This is a genomic window from Streptomyces sp. NPDC127117 (assembly GCF_042677325.1).
Taxonomy (GTDB): domain Bacteria; phylum Actinomycetota; class Actinomycetes; order Streptomycetales; family Streptomycetaceae; genus Streptomyces.
Genome location: NZ_JBHXTM010000030.1, coordinates 70571 through 91379, shown reverse-complemented (window position 1 = coordinate 91379; position 20809 = coordinate 70571). Strand labels below are relative to the sequence as shown.

The window sequence follows — 20809 nt, the reverse complement described above, 5'->3', positions numbered from 1 at the left end:
GCGGCGGGTTTTTCTGGGCCCCCGGGGCGCTTTTCTTGTAGGGGCCCCCCGGGGGGGGGGGCGTTTCGCGGCCCGACCCACCCGGGGGGGGGCCCCGCGGGGGCCACCCGGGCGCCGGCGGGCCGCACTCCGATCGCGAGCGATATGCACGGCTCCTAGCGTTTGACACGTCGAGGTGCATTTCTGACGCTTTGCGGAAACTCGTTCCGCAAGTGCTCCTCGGGGATCCGGAGGACTCACCCATGCGCGCAATAGGCGTCGCACCCGTCGCCCTGCTCGGCGCCGCCGCTCTCGCCCTGACCGCTCCGTCCGCAACCGCGTACGCCGCGACGTCAGGAGGCGCGTCCTCCGCGACCGGATTCACCGTCACTCCGTCGGTGATCACGCCGGGAAGCCAGGTCACCCTGGCCGCCCGGGGGTGCTCCACAACCGCAACCGCCGGCTCGGGCGTCTTCGACACCGTCACCATTCCCACGGGTGGCTCCGTCACCGCCACGGTCGACTGGGACGCGAGACCCGGCGCCTCCTACGAAGTGACGTTCAACTGCGACACGTCGCCCGACTCCACGGCGAAGGCCGGTCTCACCATCGCCGCGGCTTCGGCACCGACCACCCGTTCCACGGTGGCCGCGGCCGGTCCGCAGGGCGGGCCGGGCGACGCCATCGGCACGCTGAACGCCGTGAAGATCGCCGCCGGAGCGGCGCTGGCGGTGGCAGCGGCCGCCGGCTCCGTCCAGGTGGTACGCCGTCGCAGGGAGAGCCGTTCGCACTGACAGCAGGGGCAGTGCCGACCGAGAAGTCGCCCCGGGTCCTGGTACGGGACTCGGGGCGACGGGCATCCCGGGCCGGTGCCCGTCCCGGCCGGGCCGACGGGACCACCGCCGCTGACGGCCCCTCACCGGTTCATCGGCCCAACGCATTTCGCGGCGTCCGGCAGCCGGGCTGTCCCCGATGAGCCTGGGTGACCCGGGCACCACCCGTTCGCCCCCTCCTGGTCGCCGCCCGTCCGTCCCTCGCCTAGCGTTCCTGTCGTCGCGACGAAGGGAGCACCGTGGAACGGGACAACTGGCGCGTCGAGCGGACCAGGCCCTCACCGTGGGGCGCACTCGCCCTGGTGATCCTCACCGGTCTGGCCCTGATCCGGAACGGCGCGGACGTCTCACCGGACCTGCCCGACACATCGGCGGTCGTCGACCATGTCGAAGCCCGGGGCGAAGCGCCCGGCCCGGTCACGCTCAGCGCCTCTGCGGCACCGTGATCCGGTAGCCGTCGTCGAGCAGTTCGGGCAGGTACCGGCGCAGCGCGGCCACACTCTGCGAACGGTCGCCCCCGGCGTCGTGCGACAGCACGACGACGCCGGGAGCGGCCCCCTTCCGGACCCGGCGGACGATGGTGCCGACACCGGGTTCGGTCCAGTCCAGCGTGTCGACGGTCCAGGCCATCGGCTCCATGCCCATGGCGGCACCGATCTCGAAGGAGTTGCGGTTCCACGCTCCGTAAGGTGCCCGGTACCAGAGCGGTGCGGCGCCGGTGATCTTCTCGATCACCTCGCTGGTGGGGCCGAGCTCGTCGCGGACACCGGCCCGGGAGAGCTTGGTGACCAGGGGGTGGGTCCAGGAGTGGTTCCCGATGGTGTGGCCGTCCCCGGCGATGGCCCGAACCAGGTCCTGGTTGTCGTTGGCCATTTCTCCGCAGACGAAGAACATCGCGCGGACATCGTGTTCGCGCAGGGTCGCGAGGATGTGCGGGGTGTAGAGCGGGTCCGGCCCGTCGTCGAAGGTGAGCACCATGGCCTGCCCGATCCCGGGCAGTTCCTCGATCGGCTTCGTACGGACCGGCGGCGCCGCCGGGCGGAAGCGGATCGGGGTACCGGCCGTCATGGGCCGGAGACGGTAGCCGTCCGGTCCGGACCGGACGGCCGGCGGAGGTCCGGCCGCCCCAGCCGTGGGCGGGGCGAGGTACCGGGCCGGCGTCCCGGCCGGATCCGCGACGATCACGCGCACGGCGGCGGCCGTACCGAGTCCGGCGGCCAGTCGCAGCAGCGTCCTGCGCCCCGGCAGCCTCTGGTCATTCTCCATGACCAACTGCTCGCACGGGGCCGGTCCCGCCCTCGCCATCGACACCGGCCGCGGACGGTTTTGCACCCGATGGAGGGATCACCGGCAGGGCATCCGGCAGCCCCGGCCGAGACCGTGCCGCAGCCCGCTCCGGAGTCGGCCCGGACAGCGGATAGCCTCACTGCCGTGACAGAACCGCAGCCTCATAAGTTCGAACGTGGCACTGACGGTCCGAAAGTGATCGTCGCAGGCCTCGACGGGTCCGATTCCTCCATGCGTGCCGCGGCCTACGCTGCGGGACTGGCCCGCCGTCAGGGCGCCGTGCTCGCCCTCGTCTACGTCCAGCCCGTGCTGCCCGCGGGGGCCGCGCTCGGCGCACCGATCGCCGACGCCACCGGCGAGGTCGCCGAGGGGCTGGTGAGCGAGATCCGGGAGGCGACCCGGCGAATGAAGGACATATGGGATGTGCGCTGGGAATTCCACACCTTCCGCGGCGACCCCTACAACGGACTCGTGACCGCGGCGGACGAACTGAAGGCGGACGCCGTGGTCGTGGGCGCCTCGGAGTCGGCCGGACACCGATTCGTCGGCTCGGTCGCGATCCGGCTGGTGAAGGCGGGCCGTTGGCCCGTAACGGTAGTCCCGTAGGCGTCGCGGAATCCTCCGCTCCGCCGGACGGCACGCCGTCTTCCGCACCGGCTCCGCCTGGGCCATCATGAGCGCCCGTCAGGGACAGCCGTCAGCGGAGAGGTGACTCATGGCAAGGCTCCGAGTGGGCGAGGGTGTACTGCGCCGCAAGCCGATCGAGCACATCGACGAGAAAGGGCCCGCGGGGGAAGCCGCCACCCAGCTCACCAGAACGCTCGGACTGTGGCAGCTCACGGCCATCGGCGTGGGCGGCATCATCGGCGCGGGCATCTTCACCCTGGCCGGCACGGTGGCGAACGGAACCGCCGGTCCCGCGGTACTGCTCTCGTTCCTGATCGCGGGTGTGGCGAGTGCCGCGGCCGCGTTCAGCTACGCGGAGTTCGCGGGCCTGATCCCCAAGGCCGGCTCCGCCTACACCTACGGGTACGCGGTGCTCGGCGAGCTGGTGGGCTGGTTCATCGGCTGGGACCTGCTGCTGGAGTACACGGCGATCGTGGCGGTGGTCGCGATCGGCATCTCCGGCTACTTCAGTTTCCTGCTCGGCGAGATGGGGCTCGAAGTGCCGAAGTGGATGCTGGGCGCGCCCGGCACCGGGGACGGCCACCGGGTCGACCTGTTCGCCGCGCTGCTCTGTCTGCTCGTGGCGTACCTGCTCACGCTCGGTATCAAGAACGCGGCCCGCTTCGAGACCGTCGTGGTCGTCCTGAAGGTCCTGGTCGTCCTGCTGGTCATCGGCGTGGGCGTGTTCCACATCAACACCGCCAACTACACCCCGTTCTTCCCGTTCGGAGTGAGCGGGGCCTTCACCGGTGCGGCCACGGTGTTCTTCGCGGTGTTCGGGTACGACGCCATGTCGACGGCGGCCGAGGAGTCCAAGGACGCCCAGCGCCACATGCCGAAGGCGATCCTGTACTCCCTCGCGATCTCCATGGTCCTCTATGTGGCGGCCTGCCTGGTGCTGACGGGGATGCAGAGCTACCAGGACATCGACCCGGAGTCCGGCTTCTCCACGGCCTTCAAGTCGGTGGGGCTCGCCGGGCTCGCCGATGTGATCGCGGTGGGCGCGATCATCGGCATCCTCACGGTGATGTTCACCTTCATGCTCGGCGTGACCCGGGTGTGGTTCTCGATGAGCCGTGACGGACTGCTGCCGAAGTGGTTCGCCAAGACCCACCCGACCCGGCACGTGCCGACCCGGGTGACCTGGATCGTCGGTGCGGCCTCGGCGGTGATCGCCGGCTTCCTGCCGATCGGCGAGGCCGCCGAGCTGACGAACATCGGCATTCTGCTCGCGTTCGTCGTGGTGTGCATCGCGGTGATCGTGCTGCGCTACAAGCAGCCGGACCTGCCGCGCACCTTCCGTACCCCCGGAATGCCGTTCGTCCCGGCCCTCGGGGTGGTGTTCTCGATCTGGCTGATCACCTTCCTCCAGTGGCAGACCTGGGTGCGGTTCGTGATCTGGTTCCTGATCGGCCTGGTCATCTACTTCGGCTACTCGTACCGGAAGTCGAACATGGCGAAGACGCCCGGAACGGGTACGGGTACGGGCTGACCGGCCGGGCGGGCGGCTGCCGCCCGGCCCCGTGCGCGCGCCGCACCGGCCGCCGCCAGGCCGCCGCCCGACCGTTCACCGCACCATTCGCCGCACTGTGCGACCGCTCGTCGCACGAGGCCGCCCACCGCCTGTTCCTCGGCGACCCGATGCGTTCGTATACGCCAGTCGGCAACGAAGCCGCAGGGACCTCGGCGGGAAGGGCGTTCACGATGACCACCACGACGACCGATGAGCGGGCCCTCGCGGATCTCCAGCGGGAGCACGGGCCCGCCCTCCTCCATTTCCTGCTCGGTCTGACCTTCGGTGACCGGCAGCGCGCCGAGGACCTGCTCCAGGAGACCCTGGTCCGGGCCTGGCAGCACCCGGAGGCCTTCGACTCCGCGTACGACTCGATGCGGCCCTGGCTCTTCACCGTCGCGCGGCGGCTCGCGATCGACGCCCGCCGATCCCGGCAGTCCCGGCCCGCCGAGGTCGGCGACGCCGTGCTGGAGACCACGGCGGCCGAGGACGACACCGCGGAAACCACCGTCGCGGCGCTCGACGTACGCGATGCGGTACGCACCCTCAGCCCGGAGCACCGCGCGGTCCTCGTCCAGATGTACTTCCGCGGGCTCACCGTGGACGAGACCGCCCGGACCCTCGGCATCCCTGCGGGCACCGTCAAGTCCCGGTCCCACTACGCGCTGCGCCAGCTCTCCCGCAACCTCCCCGGCTACTCCAGCAGGTCCTCCTCGCGCACCAGGGCGAGCAGGGAGACGGCCTCCGCGACCTCCACGTAATCGGCGGTACAGCGGTCGCAGGACTGCAGATGACGGGAGACCGTACGGGTCTCGTCGGCCGTGAGCGCGTCGAGTACGTAGGCACCCAGCACATGGCGCACGTGCGGGCCCTCCCCGGGATCGGCGGTCATCGCATCCTCGTGTCGTCGACGCATCCGGTGGTGACGGATCCTCTCCTTCTGGCCACGCGGGGCGCGCTCCCCCGGTTCAATGCTCCGTGAAGCGCGGTGCCGAACAGAGAAAGAGGCGAGACGGGATGCGCCCGGAGCGTCAGGATGGAACCGGTGGGGGCGGCCTGCTGGTCCCGATGGCCTGGATGTACGCGGAGTACATCGCCGATGAGCTGCTGCGGACCGGCGATCTGATGGAGCCGTCCACGCTGGAGTACCGCGCGGGGCGCGACGCCCTGGCGCTCACCATATTCCTCTCCGACGGCTCGGTGGCCGATGCGCTGCCCGCGGCCCGGCTGGACGAGCTGCGCCTGCTGACGGCGTACGGGGCGACGTGGTGCGGCTGGGTCCGGGAGCGGCTGGACGCTCTGGACGCGGCCCCGGCGGGCGGGAGGTCCGGTCCGGATCCCGATCTGGCGCTGGCCCGCGCGGCCTGGCGGTGGCTGGAGGAGACCGAGCTGCTCGCGGCCGACCTCGACGCGATCGCTTGGCCGCCCCGGGAGCCGGTGGGCGAGGAGCCGGACGCGGAGGAGGTGGCCCAGGTGTGGACGCCGGCCTGGCAGCTGGGGCTGCCGCTGGGGCATCTGGCGATCCATCTCCACTGACGAGATCCGTGCCCGCCGGTCAGGAACCGTGCACGCCGGCGCGGTACTTCGGCAACCGTACGGTGATCTTCATCCCGGCGCCGATGCCCGTCTCGATGACCAGGCCGTAGTCGTCCCCGTACACCTGGCGCAGCCGTTCGTCGACGTTGAGCAGTCCGATTCCGGTGGAGTGGCCGCCCTCGCCGCGCAGGATGTGACGCAGCCGTTCCGGGTCCATTCCGGTGCCGTCGTCCTCGATGACGACCTCGGCCTCGGAGCCGGCGTCCAGGGCGCTGATGGTGATGCGGCTGGAGGTGACGGCCCCTTCGAGGCCGTGTTTGACGGCGTTCTCGACGAGCGGCTGGAGGCAGAGGAACGGCAGTGCGACGGGCAGCACCTCGGGGGCGACCTGGAGGGTGACCAGGAGCCGTTCGCCGAAGCGGGCCCGTACCAGTGCCAGGTACTGGTCGATGGAGTGGAGCTCGTCGGCGAGGGTGGTGAAGTCGCCGTGGCTGCGGAACGAGTAGCGGGTGAAGTCGGCGAATTCCAGCAGGAGTTCGCGGGCCCGTTCCGGGTCGGTGCGGACGAACGAGGCGATGGCGGCGAGTGAGTTGAAGATGAAGTGCGGGGAGATCTGGGCCCGCAGCGCTCTGATCTCGGCCTCGATGAGCTGGGTGCGGGAGCGGTCGAGTTCGGCGAGTTCCAGCTGTACGCAGACCCAGCGGGCCACCTCTCCGGCGGCCCGCGCCAGCACCGCGGACTCGCGCGGGGCGTAGGCGATCAGGGTTCCCAGCACCCGGTTGTCGACGGTGAGCGGCACGGCGACGGCCCAGCGCAGCGGGCAGTCCAGGTCGTCGCAGTCGCTGCGGAAGGCGGTGTCCCGGCCGCTGGCGAGGAGGGCTCGCACCTGGTCCATGACGTGGCGGCCGTGGTGTTCGCCCGCGCCGTCCCAGACGAGGACCCGGTCGCGGTCGGTGAGGCAGAGCGCGTCGGTGCCGAGCAGGGAACGCAGTCGCCGGGCGGACCTGCGGGCGCTCTCCTCGGTGAGCCCGGCGCGCAGCGGGGGCGCTGCGAGCGAGGCGGTGTGCAGGGTCTCGAAGGTGGCGTGCTCGACGGGGGTTCCGACGTCGCTGGTGCGGACGGGGCGGGCGGTGCGCCGGCCGAGCAGGAATCCGGCACCGAGCACCAGGAGGGCGAGCAGGACGAGTACGGCGTATCCGGCGCCGGTCATCGGTGCCTCCCCGACGTCAGCGCCTCCGGCAGGTGGAAGCGGGTCATGGCCGCGTTGGTGCCTGGAGGTATCCGGCCCGGCGTGGCGAGGGAGACCAGGATCATGGCGAGGAAGCCGACCGGCACCGACCAGACGGCGGGCCAGGCGAGCAGGGTGTGCGGCCAGCCCGGCGGGCGGACCGCGCCGCTGACGGTGATGGCGACGGACAGGAACGCGGAGCCGCCGCCGAGCAGCAGTCCGGCGATGGCGCCGGGCGGGGTCAGCCGCCGCCACCAGATGCCGAGGACCAGCAGCGGGCAGAAGGAGGACGCGGAGACGGCGAACGCCATGCCCACCGAGTCGGCCACCGGCACCCGGCTGACGATCAGCGACCCGGCCAGCGGCACGCACATGGCGAGGACGGTGGCCAGCCGGAAGTGCCGTACCCCGCGCGAGGGGAGCGCGTCCTGGGTGATGACCCCGGCGACTGCCATGGTGAGTCCGGAGGCGGTCGACAGGAACGCGGCGAAGGCGCCGCCCGCGATGAGCGCGCCGAGCAGGTCCCCGCCGATCCCGCCGATGAGCCGGCCGGGCAGCAGCAGCACGGCGGCGTCCGCGTCCCCGCCGTGGATCAGCTCGGGGGCGTACAGCCTGCCCAGTGCGCCGTAGACCGGGGGCAGCAGGTAGAACACGCCGATCAGGGCGAGGACGGCGACCGTGGTGCGGCGGGCGTCGCGGCCGTTGGGGCTGGTGTAGAAGCGGACGACGACGTGCGGCAGGCCCATGGTGCCGAGGAAGGTCGCGACGATCAGCCCGTAGGTGGCGTACAGCGGGTGGTCGGCGCGGAAGACGGACAGCTGCTCGTCGAAGGTGACTCGGGGCCGTCCGTCGCCCTGCCAGGCGAGCACCAGGAAGATCGCGGGGACGAGGAGCGCGGTCAGTTTCAGCCAGTACTGGAAGACCTGTACGAAGGTGATGGACCGCATGCCGCCGGCGGCGACGGCGATGACGACGACGGACGCCACGAGCACGTCGCCGAGCCAGCCGGGCGCCCCGGTGAGGATCTTGAGCGTGAGCCCCGCGCCCTGGAGCTGCGGTACGAGATAGAGCCAGCCCGCCGCCACCACGAAGACGCTGACCAGTCTGCGCACCTGCCGTGACTCCAGCCGTCCCTCGGCGAAGTCGGGCAGCGTGTACGCCCCCGAGCGGCGCAGCGGTGCGGCGACGAATACCAGCAGCACCAGATAGCCCGCGGTGTAGCCGACCGGGTACCAGAGCATGTCCGGGCCGTGCACCAGCACCAGGCCCGCGATGCCGAGGAAGGAGGCGGCGGAGAGGTATTCACCGCTGATGGCCGCGGCGTTGAGCCGGGGCCTCACGGTGCGTGAGGCGACGTAGAAGTCGGAGGTGGTGCGGGAGATGCGCAGTCCGAAACCGCCGACGAGGACGGTCGCGAGAACGACGGCGGCGACCGCCGCCACCGCGTACGTACGGCTCACTGTGCGGGGCGGCCTTCCACGAGCCGGGCGAAGTCGCGTTCGTTGCGCTCGGCCCGTCGTACGTACCACCAGGCGATCAGGGTGAGCGGCGGGTAGGCGGCGAATCCGAGGACCGCCCAGACGAGCGCGGCGCTGTGCAGGGCCTCGAAGACCAGCGGCAGGGTTCCGACGACCACGGCGAGGACCGCGAACGCGGTCGTTCCGGCGCGCAGTTGGCTGCGCATCAGCGAACGGACGTACGCGCCGCCGAGCGCGGTCTGCTCGTCGATCTCCGACTGGGTGCGGTAGCGGGGCAGCGGGCGCACCCGCCGGGGCTCCCCCGTCACCACTTCGCGCCGGGGTGCTGGCTCTGCGGACATGGGCCCGGAGTGTATGCGGCTCCGGACCGCCGTGGGAAGGGCCGGATCCTGGTAGGCGCTGGTCAGCGGCCGGTCTGGCGCATCAGCAGATCGCGCAGCGCACGGGTGTGGCGGCGGCTGACCGCGAGCTCCGCGGTGCCGATGCGGACGCTCATGCTGCCGGCGTCGAGGCGGAGTTCGTCGATCCGGCCCAGTGCGACGAGGTGGCGCCGGTGGATGCGCACGAAGCCGCGGGAGCGCCAGCGCTCCTCCAGGGTGGTGAGGGGGACGCGGACGAGGTGGCTGCCGGTGGCGGTGTGCAGCCGGGCGTAGTCGCCCTGGGCCTCGGCGTAGGCGATGTCGTCGATCGGGATGAACCGGATGACCCCGCCGAGCTCCACCGGGATCTGGTCGCCCGCGGTGTCGAGCACGGGCGCGGAGCGGTCGCCGACCTGTTCGGCGACGCGGCGGACCGCCTCGGCGAGCCGCTCGCGGCGTACGGGTTTCAGGACGTAGTCGACGGCCTTCAGGTCGAAGGCCTGGACGGCGAAGCCCTCGTGGGCGGTGACGAAGACGATGAGCGGCGGTGCGGCGAACCCGGCCAGCAGCTGGGCGACGTCGAGGCCGGTGAGGCCCGCCATGTGGATGTCCAGGAACACGACGTCGATGGCCGCCGGGTCGTCCGGGCCCGCCTCGACGGCGCTGCCGATGCGGCGCAGCGCCTCGGTGGCCCCGGTGGCTCCCTCGGCGCTGCTGATCCGGGGATCGGCGCGCAGGAGGTAGAGCAGTTCCTCCAGGGCGGGTTCTTCGTCGTCGACGGCGAGTACGCGCAGCATGGGCCGGAGTGTAGAGCGCGCACGGGTGTACGGGGGACGGGTGATTCACCGCATCTTCGCGTACCGTCCGGCCCGTACGCCCCGGCGGGTCATTTGAGCAGCCTGGACAGGCGGCGGTCGGCCAGTGGCTTGCCGCCGGTCTGGCAGGTCGGGCAGTACTGGAGCGAGGAGTCGCTGAACGACACTTCGCGGATGGTGTCCCCGCACACCGGGCAGGGCTCGCCGGTACGTCCGTGGACCCGCATCCCGCTCTTCTTCTCGGCCTTGAGCCTGCCGGCCGCGAGGCCGCTGGAGCGGGCGACCGCGTCCTGGAGCGTGGTGCGCATCGCGGTGTGGAGCGTGGTGATCTGCTCGCCGGTGAGGTTGGCGGTGAGCAGGTACGGCGACATCTTCGCGACGTGCAGGATCTCGTCGCTGTAGGCGTTGCCGATGCCGGCGATCAGCGACTGGTCGCGCAGTGCGCCCTTGATCCGGCGGCGTTCCCCGGCGAGCAGCGCGGCGAACGCGTCGCGGTCGAAGGAGTCGGCGAGGGGGTCGGGGCCCAGCCCGGCGATGCCGGGCACCTCGGCCGGGTCGTGCACCAGGTGTACGGCGAGGCGTCTGGTGGTGCCGGCCTCGGTGAGGTCGAAGCCGTCACCGCCGGTGAGCACGGTGCGCAGCGCCAGGGGGCCCTTGCCGGGGCGCGGCGGCTCGGCGGGGAAGGAGTCCTTCCAGCGCAGCCAGCCGGCCCGGGCGAGATGGGTGATCAGGTGCAGTGGTCCGGCGGCGACGTCCAGGAACTTGCCGTGCCGGGCGATGCCGGTGACCGTGGTGCCGTGCAGGGCGGACAGCGGTGGGTCGTACGTCTTCAGGACGCTCACGTTGAGCGGCAGGACGCGGTCGATCTCCTTGCCGACCAGGTGGTCGTCGAGGAAGACCCGCAGGGCTTCGACTTCCGGCAGTTCGGGCATGGTTCCAGACTGCCAAAGGCGTCGGCGGGCCGCCTATCGGAGGCCGTAGACCCGCTCGGCCGTGGTGGCGAACACCCGGGCCCGTTCGTCCTCGGTGAGGGCGTCGGTGAGGGTGCGTGCCGCGCCGACGACCTCCCCGTACGTCGCCGCGAGCCGGCAGACGGGCCAGTCCGAGCCGAACATCAGCCGGTCGGGGCCGAAGGCGTCGAGGACGGTGTCGGCGTACGGGCGCAGGTCGCGCACGGTCCAGGAGCGCGGATCGGCCTCGGTGACCAGCCCGGAGAGCTTGCAGACGGTGTTGGGGCGGGCGGCCAGCGCCCGGACGTCGTCGGCCCAGGGGCGCAGTTCACCGGCGGCGACGGGCGGCTTGCCGGCGTGGTCGAGCACGAAGGTCAGCTCGGGCAGCAGTGCGGCGGCCTGGACGGTGGCGGGCAGCTGCCGGGCCTGTACGACGACATCGTGGACGAGTCCGGCGTCGGCGACGGCGCGCAGTCCGCGCAGGACGTCGGGGCGCAGCAGCCAGCCGGGGTCGGGTTCGCCCTGGACCTGGTGGCGGATACCGACGAGCCGGTCGCCGCCGGGGAGTTCGCGCAGTGCGGCGAGGGTGTCGGCGACGTCCGGCGCGGTGAGGTCGCACCAGCCGACGACGCCCGCGACGAGGTCGCTGTCGTGGGCGAGGGCCAGGAACTCGGGGGTCTCGTCGGGCACGGTGACGGTCTGGACGAGGACGGTGGCCCGCACCCCGGCGGCGCGCGCCTCGGGTTCCAGGTCGGCGAGGGTGAAGTTACGCCGGAGCGGGGCGAGTTCGTCGCCGGTGATCCAGTCCTGGTCGCGTACCGAAAGGTCCCACACATGGTGGTGGGCGTCGACGATCCGTTGCTGACCCGCCATGTCACAGCTCCCAGGCGACCGGGAGCCCGGCTGCGGCGCCGTCGGCCGAGTAGTCGTGCGACACGTCGAGCAGTTCGTCCATCCTGGCCTGCCAGGCGACGTTGACGGGGAGCTGTTCCAGCTCGGCGAGGAGTGCGGCGTAGTCCTCGCAGTCGATGACGTGGAAGAGGTCGGTTCCGCTGCGCCAGATCGTCCAGGAGGTGGCGCCCGCCGCGCGGATCGCGGCGGTGAGCTCCGCCGGGACTTCACGGTGCGCGGCCTCGTACTCCTCGATGCGGTCGGCGCGGACCTTGGTGTGCAGGGCGATTCTCATGTCAGTGTCCGTTCTCGGTCAGCAGGCCCTCGGCGCGCAGTTCGTCCCAGAGCTCGTCCGGGATCTCGCGGCGGAGCAGGGCGGCGGCATCGCGCACCTCGTCCGGGGAGCGGGTGCCCACGAGGACCCCGGCGACGGCGGGGTGGGCGAGCGGGTAGTGCAGGGCGGCGGCCCGCAGCGGGACGCCGTGGCCCTCCGTGACGGCCTTGATGCGCAGGGCCCGGTCCAGGAGGGAGAGGGGCGCGGCCGCGTAGTCGTACGTGGCGCCGGGGCGCGGGTCGGCGAGCAGCCCGGAGTTGAAGACGCCGCCGACGACCACGCTGCGGCCCCGGGCGGCCGCCTCGGGCAGCAGCTCGGTGAGCGCGGACTGGTCGAGGAGGGTGTACCGCCCGGCGCAGAGCACCACGTCGATGTCGGTGTCGCGCAGGAACCGGGTCAGCATCGCGGTCTGGTTCATCCCGGCGCCGATGGCGCCGACGACGCCCTGTGCGCGCAGCTTCTCCAGTGCCGGGTATGCCTCGTGGAACGCGGCTTCCGCGTGGTCGTCCGGGTCGTGCAGATAGGCGATGTCGATGCGGTCGAGCCCGAGCCGTTCCAGGCTGTCCTCGATGCTGCGGCGTACCCCGTCGGCGCTGAAGTCCCAGCGGCGGCGGTGGGTGGCGGGCACGGCGAAGCCCTCGGAGAGACCGTCGGAGCCGCCCCCGGAGCCGGTGGCCATGGCGGGCAGCGGGTCGAGCACCCGTCCCACCTTCGTGGACAGCGCGTACGAGTCGCGGGGCCTGCCGCGCAGGGCCTCGCCCAGCCGCCGTTCGGAGAGGCCGAGTCCGTAGTGGGGTGCGGTGTCGAAGTAGCGGATGCCCTCGTCCCAGGCGGCATCGACCGCGGCGGCCGCCCGTGCCGGTTCGACGGCGGTGAAGAGATTGCCGATGGCGGCCGCCCCGAAGGACAGCTCGGTGACCTCGACCGCGCTGCTTCCCAGCCTGTTGCGCCGCATGCTTCCGCCGCCCTCCCCGATGATCGCTTCCTGCACACAGCGAATATTCATCGGATCACTTGGGCACGTCAACACCTCCGGCGCCACCGTCTGTGACACTTTCCCCGGCAGCTGTCCGATCTATGACCGATCGAGGCGGCGGTCGCTCAGCGCGTCGGCAGCACCGCGAGCAGCTCGGCCACCTCGTCGTCGGCGCAGCGCGCCAGCCGGTCCAGATCGGGCAGCGCCTTGCCGTCGGCCACCAGCCCGACCCGCACCCGGCCGCCGTACGTGGACAGCGCGATGGCGAGGGACTGTCCCCGGGCGAGCGGCGCCATCGGATAGACGGCGCGCAGCGGGCAGCCGCCGAGCGAGAGCGCCGAGCGCGGCAGCGGCACGCTGGTGACCAGGACGTCGAAGAGCATCCGGGCGGCGTTCCCGGCGAGTGGCGCGCCGAATCGGTGGGCCAGCGACGGGAGTTGGTCGGCCAGTACGGCGACCGCACCGGCGCCGCGGAAGGGACCGGCGGCCTTGTTGCGGTCCATGGCGGTACGGACGAGGGCGAGCCGCCGCCACGGGTCGGGTTCGCCGACCGGGAGCCCGAGGAGATAGGCGGAGAGCCTGTTCCCGCTCGCCGCGGCCTGGCCCGGCCTGCGGCGGGAGACCGGCACCAGGGCGCGCGGATCCTCGTCGGGCAGCGGCTCGCCTCGCTCCAGCATCCAGCGGCGCAGCGCCCCGGCGACGACGGCGAGCAGGACGTCGTTGGTCGTGCCGCCCGCGGCGCGGCGGATCCGCTGGACGGCTTCGAGGTCCAGGTCCGCCGTGGCCAGGCGCCGGGTGCCGCTGGAGCGCGCGGTGAGCGCGGGCGCCCCGCGCGGGTCGAGGCGGCTGGCCCGCACCATGGAGGCACCGACACCGAACGCCCGCCCGAGATCCTCGATCCGGCCGAGCGCGAGACCGGCCACCTGGCGCGGGCCGGGCATCCAGGAGCGGGGCGGCACGGTGCGCGCCCGGCGGGCGGGGGCCCCGGTGCGGGGGCGGCCGGCGGCGATCTCGTCGAAGATCCCGGCGCCGATGGCGACCGCGCGCATGCCGTCGGCCAGCGCGTGGTGGAGTTTGACGAGCACCGCGAAGGAGCCGCCGTCGGCGCCGCCGATCACGTACATCTGCCAGGGCGGCAGCCCCCGTTCGAGCGGCCGCTCCATCAGCTCACCGGCGAGCCGGGTGGCGCCCGCCATGAATCCGCCGCCCTCGTCCCGCGACTCCGCGCCGGTCAGCCGCACCCGCTCGATGTGCCGGTGGACGTCGAAGTCCTTGTCCACGAACCAGGCGGCACCGCCGACGGGCAGCAGTACGTCCCTGACCCGCATCCGCAGCCGGGGAATGGCGGCGGCGCGGGTGCCCAGCAGTTCGAGCACGGTCTCCGCGTCGGCGCCGCGCGCCGGGCCGGGGGCCGGGGAGAAGACGGCGAGTGCGCCGAGGTGCATCGGATGGGCATCGGATTCGAGGTGCCAGAAGGCCAGATCGAGGGGTGCCAGCAGCTCAGTTCCCAACGGGTCCTCATGTCATCGAAGACAAAGACTGACGGATCGCAGTCAATCGCTCGCGATCGGTTACGGTCAAGTACAGACATGTTACGTTCTGTTACTGTCGAGTAGAGAAATGCGCTGTCGGCAGATGGGCGTGCTTCCGTCACTCGTGTTCCGGGATGACGAATTCGCACCAGACGGACTTGCCGCTGCCCCGGGACTCCACGCCCCACAGGTCCGTCAGCCGGTCCACCAGCATCAGCCCCCGCCCGGAGACCCCGGCCTCCCCCGCGTCCCGGCGCCTGGGCAGCGCACTGGACCGGTCCTCGACATCGACCCGCAGCCGCCGCTCGGGGCCGGTGAGCACCCGGATGGTGACGATGGCCCCGCCGTCGGTGTGCATGAGCGCGTTGGTGATCAGCTCGTCGGCGGCGAGTTCGACCTCGTCGGCCCGCGCCTTGGCGCCCCAGGCCCGTACCGCTGCCCGGATCATGTGCCGCGCCGAGCTCAGCGCCTCCGGGTCGCTCTGCGCGACGTGCTGCTGGAGACGGCCGCCCGGCTGGGGCGCGTGGGCGACCTTGCGGCGCAGCAGCAGGACCGCGACATCGTCCTCGCCGCCGCGCTCGTCGACCTCCTCGCAGAGCCGGTCGGCCAGCCGCTGGAGGTCCTGCGGACCGTTGCGCACCATGGCCGTCAGCAGCTGTATGCCCTCGTCGAGATCGGCGCCCGGCAGCTCCACGAGCCCGTCGGTGAACAGCAGCAGGGTCTGGCCGGGGTCCAGCTCGACGGTGCTGACCGGGTATTCGAGCCGCCCGAACTCGGCCGACAGCCCCAGCGGCAGTCCGCCGTCCGCGGGCAGCCTGCGGCAGCTGCCGTCGCTCTCGCGCACCAGCGGGTCGACATGGCCGGCCCGGACCAGCTGCACCACTCCGGTGGTCAGGTCGACCTCGGCGTAGGTGCAGGTCGCGAAGCGTTCCGTGTCCAGCTCGTGGAGAAAGACGGAGGCCCGCGCCATCACCGTGGCGGGGCTGTGTCCCTCGGCCGCGTAGGCGCGCAGCACGATGCGCAGCTGCCCCATGACAGCCGCCGCATGGGTGTCGTGGCCCTGCACGTCACCGATGACGGCCCCGACCCGGCCACCGGGCAGCGGAATGACGTCGTACCAGTCGCCCCCGATGTCCCGGCCCAGCCGGGCCGAGCGGTACCGGACGGCGACCTGCGCCCCCGGCACGTCCGGGATCCTGCGCGGCAGCATGGCCTGCTGGAGGCCCTCGGCGAGGTCGTGCTCCTGCTCGTAGAGCATGGCCCGCTGCAGGCTCTGGGCGATGGAGCTGCCGAGCGCCACCAGCAGATTGCGTTCGTCGCCGGTGAAGCCGTCCTTGTCGCTGTAGAGCAGGCCGAGCGCACCGATGGGGCGGGCCTGGGCGATCAGCGGCAGATAGGCGGCCGAGGTGATGCCGAGGTGGCTGATGTGGGGCCAAAGGATCGGGTACGAGGTGGCGAAGTCGGTGGCGGACTCGATGAAGCGGGGCGCGAGCGTGCGCACCACCTCACTCATCGGGTACTGCTCGTCCGTCCGGGTGTACCGGGTGCCGGGCACGAACGAGTCCTCCGGGCCGTCGGCCACCAGATGGATGCGTCCGGCTTCTATCAGCCCCATCACCAGGCTGGTGGCCCCGAGGTGGGCCAGGCCCTGGGAGTTCTTCAGCACCTCGATGACATCACCGACGGTGCGGGCGTGGGCCAGGGCGGCCGTGGTGCCGTCCACCAGGCTGGTGCGGCGGCGCCGCTCCAGGTCCAGCTCGCGGCGGGCGGTGGAGTCGGCCAGCTCCTGGGTCGCGTCGCGGACGATGCCGATGATGCGGTGCGGGCGGCCGGTCCCGTCCCGCCGGATGAAGCCCTGGGTGTGGGTCCAGCGGAGGCTGCCGTCGCGCCGTTTGATCCTGAAGTACGCGCCGTAGTTGCTCTGCCCGCTCTTGAGCGCCTGCGCGACCATGGCGTCGAGCCGCACGCCCTCGTCCGGCGGCACCCGCTGCCCGAGCGACTCCGGCCGGTCGTCGTACTCCTCGGCCCGCAGGTCGAACACGTCGAGCGCGGGCCGGTCCATGTGCATGAGGCCACTGTCGAGATCCCAGTCGAAGCTGCCCATACGGTTCAGGGCGAGGCTGAGATCCGGGTGGGCGGGCCAGTCGTCCGGGAGTGACAGGGCACCCGCTACCCGATCATCCATGCGGGTCACTCTGCCATCATTTGTCCGATTCTTCGAGCGAACCCCGCGCAGCAGAGCGAATCCTCGCCCGCGCCACCCGAGTGCACTTCAAGCCATTTCGGGCGCCGAACGGTGGCCCTGGACGTCTCGCAGGGCGAACCGCCCCGAGGTTGCGGACCGGCAACGGTTACGGTGTCCCATGGAGCACGGTAAGCCCAGCCTTACCTTTACCCTGAGCTGCACTGCCCGCATCAGCACGTTCTAAGGACCAGCACCTGATGACCCGCCCCGTCCGCGTCGCCATAGTCGGAGCCGGCCCCGCCGGCATCTACGCAGCGGACGCGCTGCTGAAATCCGAGGCCGCCCAGGAACCGGGTGTTTCGATCGACCTGTTCGAGCGGATGCCCGCCCCCTTCGGCCTGATCCGTTACGGAGTGGCCCCGGACCACCCGCGGATCAAGGGCATCGTCCAGGCACTCCACCAGGTGCTCGACAAGCCCCAGCTGCGGCTGTTCGGCAACGTCGACTACCCCAACGACATCGACCTGGACGATCTGCGGTCCTTCTACGACGCCGTGATCTTCTCCACCGGCGCCGACGCGGACCGCGCGCTCGACATCCCCGGCAGCACCCTGGACGGTTCCCACGGCGCCGCCGACTTCGTCTCCTGGTACGACGGCCACCCCGACGTGGCCCGCACCTGGCCGCTGGAGGCGGAGAAGGTCGCCGTCCTCGGCGTGGGCAATGTGGCCCTGGACGTGGCGCGGATCCTCGCCAAGACGGCGGACGAACTGCTGCCGACCGAGATCCCCGCCAACGTCTACGAGGGCCTCAAGGCCAACAAGGCCCTCGAAGTGCACGTCTTCGGGCGCCGCGGCCCCGCCCAGGCCAAGTTCAGCCCCATGGAGCTGCGGGAGCTGGACCACTCGCCGAACATCGAGGTCATCGTCAATCCCGAGGACATCGAGTACGACGCGGGTTCGATCGAGACCCGGCGGAGCAACAAGCAGGCCAACATGGTCGCCTCCACGCTGGAGAACTGGGCCATCCGCGATGTCGGCGACCGGCCGCACAAGCTGTTCCTGCACTTCTTCGAGTCCCCGGTGGAGATCCTCGGCGAGGACGGCCGGGTCGTCGGCCTGCGCACCGAGCGGACCGAGCTGGACGGCACGGGCAACGTCCAGGGCACCGGCGCCTTCACCGACTGGGACGTGCAGAGCGTCTACCGCGCGGTCGGCTACTACTCGCAGGAGCTCCCGAAGCTCCCGTTCGACGTGGTCTCCGGCACCGTCCCGCACGCCGCGGGACGCGTCGTCGACGGCGGGGAGCACATGCCCTCGGTGTACGTCACGGGCTGGATCAAGCGCGGCCCGATCGGCCTGATCGGCCACACCAAGGGTGACGCCAACGAGACCGTGGCCTGCCTGCTGGAGGACCAGGCCGAGGGACGGCTGCCCGCCCCGGTCCGGCCCGAGCCGGAGGCCGTCACCGCCTTCCTGGAGGAGCGCGGCGTCCGTTACACCACCCGCGAGGGCTGGTACCGCCTGGACGCCCACGAGCGGGCGCTGGGCGAGGAGCAGGGCCGCGAGCGGATCAAGGTCGTGGAGCGCGAGGCCATGCTGGATGCCTCCGAGCCCCGTTCCTGACCGTACGGCGTACCGGCCGCCGCCGTCGCGGCCGGCCGGAAGGGCAGCTCCGTCCATCTCGGCGGAGCTGCCCGGTCCGGCGGGGTGCCGCGGGCCTCAGCGGCCCTGCAGCGCCTTGACGTTGTCCCCGAAGGTCCAGCCCTTCGAGCCGTCCCAGTTGAGCGACCAGGTCATCAGGCCCTTGAGGGCGTTGCCGTAGTGGTTCCAGGCCTGTGACACCTGGCCCGTCGGCATGTGACCGCCGCCCGCGCCCGGCTGGGCCGGCAGCCCCGGGACCTGCTTGTCGTAGGGAACCTTGATCGTGGTGCCCTGGATGACGAGCCCCTTGTCCAGGCAGTCGGTCTGGGCCGTGAACCCCTCGACCGTGCCCGCCGAGTACGAGTCTCCGGCGCACCCGTACATGCTGCCGTTGTAGTACTGCATGTTGAGCCACCACAGGCGCCCGTTGTCCGCGTACTTCTTCACGATGGGCAGGTACGCGCCCCAGATCGATCCGTAGGTGACGCTCCCGCCGGTGACATAGGCCGTCTCCGGCGCCATCGTCAGCCCGAAGTTCGAGGGCATCTGCGCGAGTACGCCGTCGATGATGCGGATGAGGTTGGTCTGCGAGGCCGACAGCTGGCTGATGTTGCCGCTGCCGGTCAGGCCGGTCTCGATGTCGATGTCGATGCCGTCGAAGTTGTACCTCTTGAGGATCGGCACGATCGTCTCGACGAACCGGTCGGCGACGGCGCTGGAGTTGAGGTCGATACCGGCGGCCGCGCCGCCGATCGACATCAGGGTGGTGAGCCCGGACTCCTTCGCCCGGCACATCTCGGCCGGGGTCGGGACCTTCACGGTGGAGTCCATCCCGTCCTCCCACAGGACGGTGCCGTCCGAGAGGATGACCGGGAAGGCCGCGTTGATCACGTTGTAGCCGTGCTGCGGGATGCGGCTGTCGGTGACCGGGATCCAGCCGAGCGGCGGGTGCACACCGTTCGCCGCGCCGTCCCAGTTCTCCCAGTACCCCTGGAGCACCTTTCCGGCGGGCTTCGACTTCACCGCGCAGGTCTCGTCCTGCGCGCTGCTCGGCGTCGCACCCACCAGCAGTTGTACGACACATGCCGCCGCGAGGCCGACCCCCAGCAGGCGCGATGTCCGACCGAACATGCTCAGTTCCCTTCCTGTCGCGGCCGGGCGCCGCCGGGGCGGTGCTGCTGCCCGAGGCGGTCCGGCACGGGGCGAGTTGGCGCGTGAATGGCATGCCCCTGACAATCCCAGGCGGAATGCGGTCTCGCATTTCACGGCTCGCCTCACGCTAGGGAGGCCCGGACCTTCCGTCAATAGGTCTGGACCAAAGTAGCGACAAGGCCGCACCCCCGACAGTGACGCCGACCCGGCGCGAGAGGGAGCCGAAAGCGTTCACCAGGGGGCCGGTTGTGGCCGCACAAAGGCTTAGCTTAGGCTTGCCTAACTCCTTGCGATCTGCATCGGGGGCCGCCTGTCGTACCCCCGTACGACCGCTCGTTCGGCATGCCCTCCGACAGTCGCGGGGACCTGCTGCTCCATCCGTTCAAACATGAGGAACATCCATGTCCCGGTTCACCCGCGCGCGTCGCCGGACGCTCGCCGCAACTGCCGCCGCCGCAGCCCTCGTTCTCGCCCTCGGCGGCTGCTCGTCGAGCGACGACGGCAAGGAGACCTCCGGCGCATCCGGGAAGAACGGCGGAGCGTTCCCCGTCTCCATCAAGAGCGCTCTGGGCACCGCGGAGATCAAGGAGCAGCCCGAACGGGTCGTCACCCTCGGCCAGGGCTCCGCCGAGACCGCCATCGCGCTGGGCCACACCCCTGTGGGCATCGAGAAGTACGAGTGGGGAAGCGACAAGACCGGCTATCTGCCCTGGATCCACGAAGCGGTGAAGAAGTCCGGCGACAAGCTGCCGACCCAGTTCACCGGCGGTGAGGACATCGACTTCGAGGCCATCACCGAGCTGGAGCCGGATGTCATCCTCGCGCCGTGGTCCGGGATCACGCAGAAGGACTACGACATCCTCAAGGACATCGCCCCCACCGTCGCCTACCCCGATCTGGCGTGGAGCACGGACTGGGACCAGCAGATCGACATCATCGGCAAGGCGCTGGGACAGACGGACGAGGCGAAGGGCCTCGTCTCGAAGATCGAGAAGCAGCTGTCCGACGCGGCGGCGACGCGGCCGAACTACAAGAAGTACAAGTTCTCGTACATCTACAACACCGGCCCCGGCACCCTCGGCGTGTTCAAGCCCGAGGAGCAGCGCGTCAAGATGCTCACCTCGCTCGGTCTCACGGTCGACCCGGTGGTGAACTCCTTCAAGGAGACCAAGGGCACCGACTCGGCGCTCATCGGCCTGGAGAACGCCGAGAAGCTGAAGGACAGCGACCTGCTCTTCACCTTCTACATGGATGACAAGTCCCGCAAGGAGATCGAGGCCCAGCCGCTGTACGCGGCGATGCCCGCGGTCAAGAGCGGCGCCATGGTGTACAGCAACGACAACTCCTTCGTCACGGCCTCCTCGATCATCAACCCGCTCACCGTGCCGTGGGTGATCGACCGTTACCTGCCGCTGATCGACAAGGCCGTCAAGGCCGCCGACAACGGCTGAG

The 20809-nt window shown here is 71.2% G+C and carries 21 protein-coding genes; 8 read left to right on the top strand and 13 right to left on the bottom strand.

The window, feature by feature from the left end:
- Positions 1-242 precede the first annotated feature (242 nt).
- Both ACFVH0_RS25310 and ACFVH0_RS25305 read left to right on the top strand, forming a co-directional pair.
- On the top strand, positions 243-773 hold the full coding sequence (locus ACFVH0_RS25310) for a hypothetical protein (RefSeq protein ID WP_385823633.1): 531 nt from the start codon (positions 243-245) through the stop codon (positions 771-773).
- A 278-nt stretch (positions 774-1051) separates the two neighbouring features.
- The gene (locus tag ACFVH0_RS25305; RefSeq protein ID WP_385823631.1) at positions 1052-1258 is read left to right on the top strand and encodes a hypothetical protein; all 207 of its coding nucleotides are present in this window, start codon (positions 1052-1054) and stop codon (positions 1256-1258) included.
- Here ACFVH0_RS25305 and ACFVH0_RS25300 read toward each other — a convergent pair.
- Positions 1236-2078 (bottom strand): polysaccharide deacetylase family protein, encoded by an 843-nt coding sequence (locus ACFVH0_RS25300; RefSeq protein ID WP_385823628.1) that lies wholly within the window; start codon positions 2076-2078, stop codon positions 1236-1238. The genes ACFVH0_RS25305 and ACFVH0_RS25300 overlap by 23 nt on opposite strands.
- A 165-nt stretch (positions 2079-2243) precedes the next feature.
- Here ACFVH0_RS25300 and ACFVH0_RS25295 point away from each other — a divergent pair, with 165 nt between their 5' ends.
- The 3 genes from ACFVH0_RS25295 to ACFVH0_RS25285 all read left to right on the top strand — a co-directional run bounded on the left by ACFVH0_RS25295 (position 2244) and on the right by ACFVH0_RS25285 (position 5039).
- The gene (locus tag ACFVH0_RS25295; RefSeq protein WP_385823626.1) at positions 2244-2705 is read left to right on the top strand and encodes a universal stress protein; all 462 of its coding nucleotides are present in this window, start codon (positions 2244-2246) and stop codon (positions 2703-2705) included.
- Between the two features lie 109 nt (positions 2706-2814).
- The gene (locus tag ACFVH0_RS25290; RefSeq protein WP_385823624.1) at positions 2815-4257 is read left to right on the top strand and encodes an amino acid permease; all 1443 of its coding nucleotides are present in this window, start codon (positions 2815-2817) and stop codon (positions 4255-4257) included.
- A 212-nt stretch (positions 4258-4469) separates the two neighbouring features.
- Complete coding sequence (locus ACFVH0_RS25285) at positions 4470-5039, top strand: sigma-70 family RNA polymerase sigma factor (protein WP_385823622.1); 570 nt, start codon at positions 4470-4472, stop codon at positions 5037-5039.
- Here the strand turns inward: ACFVH0_RS25285 and ACFVH0_RS25280 are convergent.
- On the bottom strand, positions 4973-5170 hold the full coding sequence (locus tag ACFVH0_RS25280) for a zf-HC2 domain-containing protein (RefSeq protein WP_385823620.1): 198 nt from the start codon (positions 5168-5170) through the stop codon (positions 4973-4975). The two genes, ACFVH0_RS25285 and ACFVH0_RS25280, sit on opposite strands and share 67 nt — an antisense overlap.
- A 125-nt stretch (positions 5171-5295) precedes the next feature.
- On the opposite strand from ACFVH0_RS25280, the gene ACFVH0_RS25275 reads away from it, so the two are divergent.
- Positions 5296-5814 (top strand): hypothetical protein, encoded by a 519-nt coding sequence (locus ACFVH0_RS25275; protein ID WP_385823618.1) that lies wholly within the window; start codon positions 5296-5298, stop codon positions 5812-5814.
- Between the two features lie 19 nt (positions 5815-5833).
- Here the strand turns inward: ACFVH0_RS25275 and ACFVH0_RS25270 are convergent, their stop codons facing one another.
- The 10 genes from ACFVH0_RS25270 to ACFVH0_RS25225 form a co-directional block, all read right to left on the bottom strand.
- The gene (locus ACFVH0_RS25270; protein ID WP_385823616.1) at positions 5834-7024 is read right to left on the bottom strand and encodes a sensor histidine kinase; all 1191 of its coding nucleotides are present in this window, start codon (positions 7022-7024) and stop codon (positions 5834-5836) included.
- Positions 7021-8502 (bottom strand): cation acetate symporter, encoded by a 1482-nt coding sequence (locus ACFVH0_RS25265; RefSeq protein WP_385823614.1) that lies wholly within the window; start codon positions 8500-8502, stop codon positions 7021-7023. Before ACFVH0_RS25265 ends, ACFVH0_RS25270 begins: the two co-directional genes overlap by 4 nt.
- Positions 8499-8861, bottom strand: coding sequence for a hypothetical protein (locus tag ACFVH0_RS25260; RefSeq protein ID WP_385823613.1), 363 nt, complete (start codon positions 8859-8861; stop codon positions 8499-8501). The genes ACFVH0_RS25265 and ACFVH0_RS25260 overlap by 4 nt, the downstream gene beginning before the upstream one ends.
- 62 nt (positions 8862-8923) lie before the next feature.
- Complete coding sequence (locus tag ACFVH0_RS25255; protein ID WP_385823611.1) at positions 8924-9676, bottom strand: LytR/AlgR family response regulator transcription factor; 753 nt, start codon at positions 9674-9676, stop codon at positions 8924-8926.
- Between the two features lie 89 nt (positions 9677-9765).
- On the bottom strand, positions 9766-10626 hold the full coding sequence (locus ACFVH0_RS25250) for an Fpg/Nei family DNA glycosylase (RefSeq protein ID WP_385823609.1): 861 nt from the start codon (positions 10624-10626) through the stop codon (positions 9766-9768).
- A 33-nt stretch (positions 10627-10659) separates the two neighbouring features.
- Complete coding sequence (locus tag ACFVH0_RS25245) at positions 10660-11517, bottom strand: amidohydrolase family protein (protein WP_385823607.1); 858 nt, start codon at positions 11515-11517, stop codon at positions 10660-10662.
- A 1-nt stretch (position 11518) separates the two neighbouring features.
- Positions 11519-11830 carry an L-rhamnose mutarotase gene (locus ACFVH0_RS25240; RefSeq protein ID WP_384751099.1) on the bottom strand — a complete coding sequence of 104 codons (312 nt, stop codon included), beginning with the start codon at positions 11828-11830 and terminating at the stop codon, positions 11519-11521.
- Between the two features lies 1 nt (position 11831).
- The gene (locus tag ACFVH0_RS25235) at positions 11832-12824 is read right to left on the bottom strand and encodes an aldo/keto reductase (RefSeq protein WP_385823605.1); all 993 of its coding nucleotides are present in this window, start codon (positions 12822-12824) and stop codon (positions 11832-11834) included.
- Positions 12825-12970: 146 nt separating this feature from the next.
- Positions 12971-14356 carry a wax ester/triacylglycerol synthase family O-acyltransferase gene (locus tag ACFVH0_RS25230; protein ID WP_385823602.1) on the bottom strand — a complete coding sequence of 462 codons (1386 nt, stop codon included), beginning with the start codon at positions 14354-14356 and terminating at the stop codon, positions 12971-12973.
- A 139-nt stretch (positions 14357-14495) separates the two neighbouring features.
- Positions 14496-16562: a SpoIIE family protein phosphatase gene (locus tag ACFVH0_RS25225; RefSeq protein ID WP_385823600.1), complete on the bottom strand. Its 2067-nt coding sequence runs from the start codon at positions 16560-16562 to the stop codon at positions 14496-14498.
- A 257-nt stretch (positions 16563-16819) separates the two neighbouring features.
- Between ACFVH0_RS25225 and ACFVH0_RS25220 the strand changes: the two genes are divergently transcribed.
- The gene (locus tag ACFVH0_RS25220) at positions 16820-18187 is read left to right on the top strand and encodes an FAD-dependent oxidoreductase (protein WP_385823598.1); all 1368 of its coding nucleotides are present in this window, start codon (positions 16820-16822) and stop codon (positions 18185-18187) included.
- Between the two features lie 96 nt (positions 18188-18283).
- On the opposite strand, the gene ACFVH0_RS25215 is transcribed toward ACFVH0_RS25220, so the two are convergent.
- Positions 18284-19336, bottom strand: a complete 1053-nt coding sequence (locus ACFVH0_RS25215) for a chitinase (RefSeq protein ID WP_385823596.1) — start codon at positions 19334-19336, stop codon at positions 18284-18286.
- Positions 19337-19758: 422 nt separating this feature from the next.
- Between ACFVH0_RS25215 and ACFVH0_RS25210 the strand changes: the two genes are divergently transcribed.
- On the top strand, positions 19759-20808 hold the full coding sequence (locus tag ACFVH0_RS25210; RefSeq protein ID WP_385823595.1) for an iron-siderophore ABC transporter substrate-binding protein: 1050 nt from the start codon (positions 19759-19761) through the stop codon (positions 20806-20808).
- The last annotated feature ends 1 nt before the right edge of the window (position 20809 follow it).